The organism is Aporhodopirellula aestuarii, assembly GCF_023701485.1.
Classification (GTDB): Bacteria; Planctomycetota; Planctomycetia; order Pirellulales; family Pirellulaceae; genus Rhodopirellula; species Rhodopirellula aestuarii.
In genome coordinates this window covers 22928-33061 of sequence record NZ_JAMQBK010000074.1, presented here as the reverse complement: position 1 = coordinate 33061, position 10134 = coordinate 22928, and the positions used below count along the sequence as shown (strand labels likewise).

8 protein-coding genes and 1 pseudogene are annotated in these 10134 nt (G+C 54.0%); 5 read left to right on the top strand and 4 right to left on the bottom strand.

Features of this window, described 5'->3' with window-relative positions; translation table 11 throughout:
- Window positions 1–107: 107 nt before the first annotated feature.
- Entirely contained in the window at window positions 108–1091 is a 984-nt protein-coding gene (locus tag NB063_RS25475) for a hypothetical protein (RefSeq protein WP_250931855.1), read from the bottom strand.
- Between the two features lie 429 nt (window positions 1092–1520).
- Here NB063_RS25475 and NB063_RS32685 point away from each other — a divergent pair, with 429 nt between their 5' ends.
- From NB063_RS32685 to NB063_RS25465, 3 genes are all read left to right on the top strand, one after another.
- On the top strand, window positions 1521–1787 hold the full coding sequence (locus tag NB063_RS32685; protein ID WP_407652712.1) for a hypothetical protein: 267 nt from the start codon (window positions 1521–1523) through the stop codon (window positions 1785–1787).
- 297 nt (window positions 1788–2084) lie between these two features.
- Complete coding sequence (locus NB063_RS25470) at window positions 2085–3140, top strand: two-component system sensor histidine kinase NtrB (protein WP_250931854.1); 1056 nt, start codon at window positions 2085–2087, stop codon at window positions 3138–3140.
- Window positions 3141–3188: 48 nt separating this feature from the next.
- Entirely contained in the window at window positions 3189–4520 is a 1332-nt protein-coding gene (locus NB063_RS25465; RefSeq protein WP_250931853.1) for a sigma-54-dependent transcriptional regulator, read from the top strand.
- Between the two features lie 649 nt (window positions 4521–5169).
- Here NB063_RS25465 and NB063_RS25460 read toward each other — a convergent pair.
- Window positions 5170–6882, bottom strand: a complete 1713-nt coding sequence (locus NB063_RS25460; RefSeq protein WP_250931852.1) for a TIM barrel protein — start codon at window positions 6880–6882, stop codon at window positions 5170–5172.
- Window positions 6883–7013: 131 nt separating this feature from the next.
- Window positions 7014–7451, bottom strand: a pseudogene (locus NB063_RS25455) (IS256 family transposase); the annotation flags it as partial.
- 158 nt (window positions 7452–7609) lie between these two features.
- On the opposite strand from NB063_RS25455, the gene NB063_RS25450 reads away from it, so the two are divergent.
- Together NB063_RS25450 and NB063_RS25445 are read left to right on the top strand one after the other, a co-directional pair.
- Window positions 7610–8437 (top strand): 3-keto-disaccharide hydrolase, encoded by an 828-nt coding sequence (locus NB063_RS25450; RefSeq protein WP_250931851.1) that lies wholly within the window; start codon window positions 7610–7612, stop codon window positions 8435–8437.
- Between the two features lie 260 nt (window positions 8438–8697).
- Entirely contained in the window at window positions 8698–8946 is a 249-nt protein-coding gene (locus tag NB063_RS25445; protein WP_322975300.1) for a sulfatase-like hydrolase/transferase, read from the top strand.
- 714 nt (window positions 8947–9660) lie between these two features.
- Here the strand turns inward: NB063_RS25445 and NB063_RS25440 are convergent.
- A complete protein-coding gene (locus tag NB063_RS25440) occupies window positions 9661–9999 on the bottom strand; it encodes a VF530 family protein (RefSeq protein ID WP_250931850.1) in 339 nt (112 codons plus the stop codon).
- Window positions 10000–10134: the final 135 nt, after the last annotated feature.

Genomic DNA, 10134 nt, shown 5'->3' with positions numbered 1-10134 from the left:
TCTTGTCCAGAACGAATTCTCGGCAGTCCGGTGATAGCCTTGGTTGAACGTAGCAACCATGGTTAGCATCAAACGACCGATATACCGAAAAACTCCAGCCTACGTGCTTAGTGATTTGGTGCGGGGTGGTTCTTTGGCAACTCCGAGTAGCCATTCTTGATCCAAAGCGAGACAACTTTCGCGTGCTCCTGGACCAGCTTAACAGCATAGGGGTCGCTGGAAGTTTCTTTCACGCGAACGCCAAGATCGGTGTGCTCGATATCCAATTGGATCTTCTTTGCGTTGGCGAAGACTTCGCGGAAAATGGGGTCTCGCATTCGAATCGGATTCGCATTTTCCATCCGATCGTACATTGCTTCAACATGCATTTGGATCATGCTCGCAACATCCTCCACGTCTGACTCTGTCAGCGTCTCGACGCCGTTAGGAAGATTCTTCACCGTGCGGCGAATGTCGTCCCGATGCTCGATCAAGTAGAAGAAGTCCTGATGGTCTTTCGCGTGTTGTGAATCGCCCGCGCGACCATGCCCCATACCTGATCCACTTTCCTTGGCGGTGGTCGAAATGGATTGCTCGGTTGCGGCAGCCTCTATTCGAGCTTCAGCGCAACTGCTGCATTCCTCCTTGCAGGCTCCTTTGCAGTTACCACATGGTTGGACGTCGGCCACCGTCGATACCACTGTTGTTTCCTCGTTGTCGGAAACACACTTGCCCGCACATTGACCGGCCTTTCCGGCCGGGCACAAACTCTCGTTGCTAGTTCCTGCTGCGGTGTCACGAGCACAGTGTTTGTATGTGCCCGCCGCTTGTTTTCCCGCCCCTTGTTTCCCAGCCTTGCAAGATTCGCTGCTGCATCCCTCTGTTTTCGCGGCCAAATTTGCTTGCGTCTTGGCCTCAAAGCAACACGCAGGTTTCGGCGATTCTGCAACACTCGCATCCTCGTCCGCAGATTTATATTGGCAGCATTGCTTGGTTGATTTTGCTGCTGAGTTTTCCGACGATGACGAATCATCGTTGGCGGCGCCTGCCAACGCCGTCCCGAGTACAGCGACGGCGGCAAACATAATTGCAAGTAAAACGAATTTCTTCATAAGTCTTTCCTTTGTGCGTTGGCCCGATACGGAGCCAGTGTGAGTTGATTCTGCCAAGCCCTTTCGCAATGGCCGTGCCGATGCGTCTCAACTCGGCAAAATTCGGTTCCGGTTCTGCGTCGCCGATCCCAAATCAACGTAGTTTCCAAGTCTCGCCGATAATTTTGATTTCGTTAATTTGCTCAGCGTCCCGGCTGTCGAGAAATGCTTCCACCGGGAGCGCGCAATATTTGCAGCGCTAAGATGGGTGGCGTGTGCAAGAGTTGCAGGATCAAGATAGCGAGCGGCCCGTCACGCCGTCATGCCGACGCTCATTCCCCACGGAGCTTTGGCCGAATCGTTGGGTTTGGCTGAATTTTTCCTTGCAACGCTCGATTGCTGGCTTGCGAGACAGGACACGGCATTTCCTTTGCTTGTGAAGATCGACAGGTGCTGGAGCACTTGATGCGGGGCTCCCAAAACCACTTGCGGGCGTTCGCGTCACAGATCTTGCAGCAGGGTCTGAGTTACAATGCCGACTTTCAAACTCAAGTAGCGTTCGACATTCACATAGCGGAGCCTCTCGAGACCGAGCTACGTGAAAAGTGGCGTTGTCCAGCTAGGTCCCGCGAATCGAGGCAACGGACGACTGTTTGGATTCCGAGGTCAGAATGTAGGTGGCCGACGGGTGGCGACACTCGGAGGCGAGGAAGCTAGTGATGACTCAGCGATCAACCGCTAGCAAGTGAAACGATGCAGGAACCGAGACTCAATCGCATGCCGAAACAGAGGACCGTTGGAGTCACCGTTCTTTTCCTCCTATGGATTTTGTTTGCCGTGTGGCAGCGAACTGAACATGTCCACCAATGCGCGTTGATCCATGATTCGCTCTCGTCGCAAGCCGAATCTTTGTCTAGTGCCGTTAGCAGCGGCGTTCAATCTCATAGGTGGTTCAGCCCCTTTGTTCAGCAGCAATTACCAGAGACTTTGGAGGTTCTTGCCAGGTCCAAAAATGTGGTTGCGATCGCGGTCGTATTGAAGGATGGCAATGACCGCGTCTACTTTGCTGGAGAAGAAACGAAAGTCGACGTGGCTCTGCCCGTTGGCGAACATGTTCGCGATGATACGCTTGTCGTCGTCAGTAGCTTTTCGATGCGCAATAATCCTCCGGTACATGGAGGTACGGGGGAGTTCAGAGACGCGCCAGCGTCCGTTGATTTCCATGCCATTGTCGTGCTCGATCGCACCACCATGATGGCCCAGGTCTATCGCGAGGCACGGAACCGAGTACTGATTTTTGCATTGGGAACCCTCGTGCTACTTGCTGCGGGCGCGGTTTGGCAATTCACGGTGAGACTAGCGCAGTCGGAAGGGACGACCCGCGTCCTACAGGCGGAAACAAGACACCTTCGTGAATTGGGACAAGCAGCGGCTGGGCTGGCGCACGAAACTCGCAACCCGTTGGGCCTCATTCGTGGCTGGACACAACGACTGGTCAAAGCAGGTTTACCAAGTGATGACCAACAGGAGCAAGCCGAGGCAATATTGGAAGAATGCGACCGAGTAACCGCGCGCATCAATCAGTTCCTGGCGTTCGCCAGGCAGGCAGAAATAAACATTGAACCAGTGGTTGTCGAGGACTTGGTCCAAGAACTGCGAACACTACTGCAGTCGGACCTGGATGCAGGCGGGCTGAAGCTGGAGACGATTCGACTCAATCAGCCACCTGCGATACAAGCTGATCGTGACCAGCTACGGCAAGTGCTGTTCAATCTGCTTCAAAACGCCATCGCCCTGGCGCCACGGGACAGCTCGATTACAATCTCGATGTGCGAGGGTCGTCGCGGGCCCCTGCGTTTAGAGATTGCCGACCAAGGTCCTGGCGTGCCGGAAGAAATCGTTGACTCGCTGTTTGAGCCTTATGTTACCCGGCGGATCGGTGGAACAGGCTTAGGTCTGTCGATTGTTCGGCGCATCGCTATCGCACACGGCTGGGAAGTCGGTTACCAGCCCGGCAGTCCATCCGGAAGTGTCTTTTCGATAGACGGAATCCATCGTGATGTTAGTTAACTGTGGCGTAAGCCTTCACCTTCTCTTCAAGTAGTCCAAGCTCACATCGTGAAAACCAAACCCACCAAGCCGACCCTGATGATCGTCGATGACGAGCCGTCACAGCGAAAGCTGCTCGGTGGTTTTTTCGCTACCTTTGGCTTCACAATCATCGAAGCGGAATCTGCCGAAGCGATGCTCGATTTGCTCGCTCAACATGCCCCCGACATGATCTTGCTGGACGTGCGTCTGCCAAAGATGAGTGGTATCGACGCACTGCCCAAAATTCGGGAACGATTGCCGACCGTTCCTGTCGTACTCATCACCGCGTACGCAGATGTGCGGCAAGCAGTTGCGGCGGTTAAAAGTGGTGCAGACGATTACCTATCAAAGCCGATCGACCTCGAAGAACTGAAGGTTGCCGTCTACGATGCGTTAGCCATCCCAACGTCAGATGACGCGGAAAACAAGATTGCGTTGCCCGATCTGCCTGCAGAATTCATCTTCAAGAGCCGCGCGATGCGTCAATTGATCGAGACCGTCGCCGTCGTCGCACCGTCAGAGGCTCCGATCTTGATTCAAGGCCCAAGCGGGGCGGGGAAAGAGTTGATTGCACAATTGATTCACCAATGGAGCCCCCGTGCATCGCATCCGATCGTAACCACGAACTGCGCAGGACTCTCGGCAACGCTCATTGAAAGTGAACTGTTCGGACACGTGAAGGGTGCATTTACCGGCGCGTCGGAAGATAGAAAAGGCTTGTTTCGGACTGCCAGCGGCGGCAGTCTGTTCCTGGATGAGATCGGTGAGATGCCGCTGGAGATGCAACCAAAGCTGTTGCGTGCTTTGGAAACCAATCAAGTCACACCAGTCGGTTCTGATCGGCACGTCAATGTCGATACGCGACTCGTGGCCGCCACCAATCGCAATCTGATGGACGAAATCAAAGAGGGCCGCTTTCGGGAAGACCTTTTTTACCGAATGAGCGTCGTCGAGTTGATCGTCCCGCCACTTGCCGATCGTCGCGAGGACATCATTCCGCTGGCAAGACACTTCGCGAGTCAGTTCGCCAATCGGCAAGTACGCATGTCACCGCAGGCATCCCAAGCGATTCTCACTCACTCATGGACAGGCAACGTTCGTGAGCTGCGAAACGCAATTCAGCGTGCCTGCTTGCTATGCCAAGGCGATGTCATTTTACCGGAACACCTCCCCGCACACATTGCTACCGATGCAACGGTCGAAGTATCCGACACCGGGCGTTTGTCACAAGTCGAAAGAGCAACGATTCTCGCAACACTCGAAGAATGCGACGAAAATCGAACACAAGCGGCGAAGAAGCTCGGCATCAGCCGACGTGCATTGATTTACAAGCTTCACGACATTGATGCCGATTCGTAGTTCGCTTCAACGTTCCTTGCAAATCGGGATTCATGCAAGGTTCCAGCAAAACCTTGCTGCACCGCGTCCATCTGGTTCTTGATTGCGTCGTTGTTGGTTCACTAATTCGATTGTCTCTACAGAGGCAGTAACCCGCGACCACGCCAGGACACCAAGACCCACCGATCGTATTGGAAGGGAGTTTGAGAGATTCAGTTCGTCCGATGGGACGATTCTCGTATCAACCTGTTTACTCGCAGCCCTGATGGCAACTAGGCCAAGAACAGCCAGTCGTACGATTCAGGCCTCAAGTGAGACGTAAGATGAACGAAAAAGGGCTCGCTTCCTGAGATTCGCTGTCCATGAAATCCGAAAGAATCAAGCTCGACATCAGGACCGTAGGTTTTGCCTCCAAACTGGGCCTTCGGTTACTCGGTCTTCGGCCAGTATTAAAAACTCTCACCGTCGGGATTCCTCAGTCGAATAGGGGAGAACAAATAAACGGGCGATGACTGATTGTCGTGGATCGGTGCGGGATAATACGTTGGATCGACGGAGCGATCCGCGACAAACGGACATTGTTTTGGTAAGCGTTGACGTGTCGTACCTAAGCCGTGACCGGTCAACGGGGACACTGCGTGTTGGAGTGCCCGGAACCTCGTGACGCAGGTTACGGGGAAGCGTTGAAACAGTCTCGCGCGAACTTGGTGTTCGCTTTGGTCGCATCGGCGTGGCTCATCCCTTTGGGTTTCGATCCCTCGATGATCAACCATCCGTTGTAACCCATCGAGTCCAAGAGAAGCCTGATCCTCGGGAAGTCGATGTCGCCCTGCCCGAGAAGTGCGGCATCTTGCTTGATGTGAACTTCACAAATATTTTCGGTCCCAAGGCTCTCGATCTCGCGGTAAATGTCGTATCCCATGCGGGCAGAGTTCGCAGTGTCGTAATAAACCTTGACTGCCGGTGAACCAACGCCTTCCATGATGCGTCGGTGATCGGCTTCGCTGAGCAAGGACTCGATCCCAAGAATAAATCCATGTTTCTCGGCGATCGGCGCAAAGCGTTTCAGTTTTCGAATGACCGTATTCATCCGCTCTTCATCGCCGTTGAGGTCGGCTTTGCCAAAGAAAGCCAAAAGAACAATCTTGGGAGAAACTTTCTCAGCCAGTTCGCGATCCTCTAGATCGGCCGCTTCCTCTTTCAGCATGACCATCGCTTCCAGACAATCGGCGACGAGTCGATCGGCTTCGTCGGTTGTGGCGAGGGGAACTCGGTTCAATAGGCCGATTCCCAATGAAGAGATCGCGACACCTGTTTCTTTCACGATCGCACGGACCTTGTCACGGTTCTCGCGAGTCCGCAGATCAAGCCCGTTCCCTTTGGCATCGAATGAATACTGGATTCCATCAAGGCCATTCGCTTTCGCGAACTCGAATGACTCTTCCGAGACCTGCATTTTGATGGACCAATCGCACGTGCCGATTCGATAGGTGTTAGCTCTCGCGGCGAGCAGGTGTTGGTCAAACCATTTGACGAATCGGACCTCATCCGCCTGCTTGTTCGGCCAACCGTGCTGAAGTCCTTTTTTAATGGTCAGTTCAATCGGTACGCCCTTCGCCTCGGCGACCATTTTGAAACTCGTCGATTGAAACAATGGCACGATCGGGTCGGCATCACCGTGAATGATGGAAACTGGAGGCGTCGTCTCACTCACGTGGTAGATCGACGACATGTGACGGCCGAGAATTTGTCTTGTTTCCGCAGTCTTCGATTCCTCACCGAATGCGGGTTGCCAACGCTCCTGTTTTCCTACGCCAACGCAATCGTCACCCGGTTCGCTCCAATTGAGATAGTCGGTCGGCGGAAAGAACACACCTGCGGCTTGCACGGCGCTACTCGCGCGATCAATGGGATCTTTTGCGTCTGGATCCCCTGGGCCGCCCTTGGTTGCTAGTATCAGACTCAGATGCCCACCGGCGCTCGCTCCAGTTACCCCCATGCGGTCCGGATCGATATCCCAACGATCCGCATGAGTGCGAATGAACCTTACGGCACGGTGCATGAAGCCCATGATGTCACGAACTTGATAGCGTGGTTGCGATCCATGCATCACGGCAAAGACCGTGTAGCCATGATCGGTATACGGAACCCCGTAGTCGTCGGTGACCTTTTCGTATTTGGATTTCCAGCCGCCGCTAACGACCTTGATGATCCCAATGCCGTTGGGATTCGCTGGCTTGAAAACATCAAATGTCATCGCAACGCCCTCGGTGCGCAAGTAAATGACGTCTCGCTCGCGAGTGACCTGCGCCGACGTAATCGTCTCGAAGACGAGGCCCGCAAAAACAGCAGCTACCACGCAGATTAGGTGAACCCGGTTCATGAAAATTGTTTTGCAGAAAAGTGGTAATGTTCGTTAGTCAGCTATTCTGACAAAACCTGCCTCAAGAATGTGCTTTTTTTCAGACAGATCGCGATTTTCGAGCGGCTGACTCCCTGGAGGTCGGACTGATGCCCTCGATCGATCGCCTGAATGATCTGCGTCTGCCACTGACTGGGATCCTTCGCCACTCGATAAGTGGCCACTTCGAATTCGTGACTGGCCCCATCGTCGTCCCTACGACGTACACGAGGCCGAACGACCTCTTCTCGCTCGCCCTCGTAAAGAAGGCGGCCGGGACTGGTTCCGGCTCGATAATGATCACCTTGGTGCGGTGCGTGCTTAGGACCACAGAGCTGCATGACTTCAGCAGCCATCACTTCACTGATCATCTCGCGGACGTGGCCACGGATGAAGTCTCGCAAGACTTCCCCGGTTTCTGACGCTAAAACTTGCCCAAGAGATTGTAAACGACTAACTTCATTCAAGATGGTCTCCCCGTCGGTTGCCGCCGACGAAAATTGGAAAGTTGCGGAGGGCAGATTCTGCCCTCCGGGAGACCATCCTTTCAACTTTCATTATTTGGACGCTTCCCAGAACAAGCATCGACAAGGAGACGAAGGCAGCCGTATTCCAAGCGGAACTCACGGCTGGCTCCTACCGACTCTCGGCCAAGTTCCTCGATACAAACGACCGCTCGTTCGATGCGTTTTATGACTACATCGAGAAAATGGACCAACCGTCTGAGGCAATCTGCCGTGACTACAAAATCCAAGACAACAAAGAATCGGAACCGATCATGAACTACTTTACTTGCCGTCCAATGATTGCACTGACGGTTTTACTACTTATCAGCACGGCCTTTCCCTGCACAGCTCAAGAGAAAAAGCTGAAGAAGAAACGGGTCGCTCCGACATCGCCGGAAGCTTCGGCGTTGACCGGCAAAGAGATCGACGAGCTGCGTGTTGATATGGACAACGTTGTCAAAAGCTTCGAGTTTCATCCTTTCTTTGAAGGCTCGGAACTGAAAGGCACGACGACGACAGGCAACTGGAAATTGCAGGGCGACGGAAAGGAGTTGTTTCTTCACCCACGAGAAGGCGAAGAAGGATGGAAACGGTATTCAGCCTATCTGTGGTCGGACAAACCGTACCGCGACTTTGTGATCGACTTTGAATTCAAATTCGAAACCGATGGGAACAGCGGATTCTACTTTCGCGTCGGTGATCAGAATGACCCCGTCGAGGGAGGCTGCGAATTGCAACTCAACGACACCCATGCCAAGGGCGACGAAATCAATCACCACGACATGGGTGGCCTACTCAGAGCACACCCCGCCGCCGTTAATGCAGGCAAGAAGGCCGGAGAGTGGAATCGGGCGATTGTCCATGTCGAACGAAACCGGATGCGTGCCTACCTCAATGGTCTACAAATTCATGACATCGATCTGTCGAAGACGCCGCTCTCGGATCGCCCGGCAATAGGCTTCATCGGGTTCCAAGATCATGGCCTCGATTTCTGGCTCCGCAACGTTCGAATTGCCGCACCAACGCCTTAAAACGTGATAAAAGGGTCACCTGAGAAACCGGAATGAGCCGACGGCGTTAACCCAATGCCAGCTTCGTCCGCACTAACAGGGTGTTTTTATAGCGGAGCGGCGCGAACCGCCCGGTAAATTTCGAACATCTTAATCGCTGCGACCGAGCGGCTTACGCCGCACCGCGATCAAAGTAGATGGCATTGAGCGCTCGCCGTCAGCTCACTTATTGGTAATCACAATCAACCAACGAACGTAAGTTTGAACGCAAAACTGCTTCCATTTGCAGTCGTCGCTGCGGCGATACGATCGGCGTTGAAGCGACACACCCGAACGTCGTCCTGATTTCGGCGGACGACGTTGGCTGGGTCGACGCCAGTTGCAACAACGCGTATTCGCCGATACAGACGCCCCACATCGACCGCATCGCCAATGAGGGAATTCGGTTTATGAACGCGCACACGCCTTCGTCCGTCTGCACACCCACGCGATACGGATTGCTGACCGGACGGTCTCCATGGCGTTGGTAACTGAAGAAAGAAGTGCTCGCCTATTACGCCCCGCGTAAATCACCGACGACCGTACAACTTTACCTTCGCATCTGAAGTCGCACAGTCGGCGGTGATCGTCTGGAGGCCAGCACGACGAATGCAGAGCGCGTCCATCGGAATGCCCAGGGCGTCGCAGTCGATGGTAGTCCATTGCGAGGCGAAAGAGGATTCCTCTACAAAGGTGGGCACCGAATTCCGTTCATCGTGCGTTGGGACAATGGGGATTCCGGCAGGACGCAGGATTCAAGACCAGGTGATTGCACTGCACGATGTCTATGCGACGCTCACCACCATCGTCGGCGTCTCGATTCCCAACGATCAGGCCAACGACAGCGATGATTTCTCCGAGGTCTGGATGGCCCCCAAAACAAACACACACTCGTCCGCGAGACACTCTTCATCCAATCCAATCGACCGTGGGAACAAGACAACCGCAAGATCAATAACACCTGGGGGATTTGCCAGGTTGAGCGAAACAATGGCACGCTAAAGCTATGGAAAGGGATGTTCGAGGCCAATTTAAAACGCACTCAGGGAATGGGCTAAACGCGTGGCGTTAAATGGTTCACCTCCCCAGCAAGCTCGAACGCGATAACAACAACGAGCAGTGGCATTTGAAGTTGAGCATGAAATATCCATCGGAGGAAATCCATACCAATACCATTGGCCTCTGCCACCGCCGGGGACAACATTTCACCCGTCTCGGCGTGCCCGATCCCAAATGCTGCCGATGTCGCTCGGCAGTTCACCGTCGTGTGAGTTGTTCTTGCCTTTCCGCTCGTCGTAACTGATCGAGTCGAGGTACAACCTCTCGACTTTGGCCCGAGCCCAGTCGGTCTTGCGAAGAAATTTTAAACTGCTGTTGATGCTCGGCTCGTAGTTGAAGCAATGGATATTGATCCGCTCACCCAGTCGCTGCCATCCGTACTCCGCGACCAGGTATTCGAGCATCGCCTTGAGCGTGACGCCGTGCAGCGGATTGTTCGGCTGGGGCTTGTTTGGCTGGGGCTTGTTTGGCTGGGGTTGATTCATCGCGACGACTTCTCCTCGTTCGGGTTGGCTGGGATACGAGTTTTGACCATTTGTCTCGGCAACTCGACGTTTTCGATCGGGTTCCGTTCGGTGTGAGATACGTCATCGATTGCATTGGTTCAATTCCATTCCAGC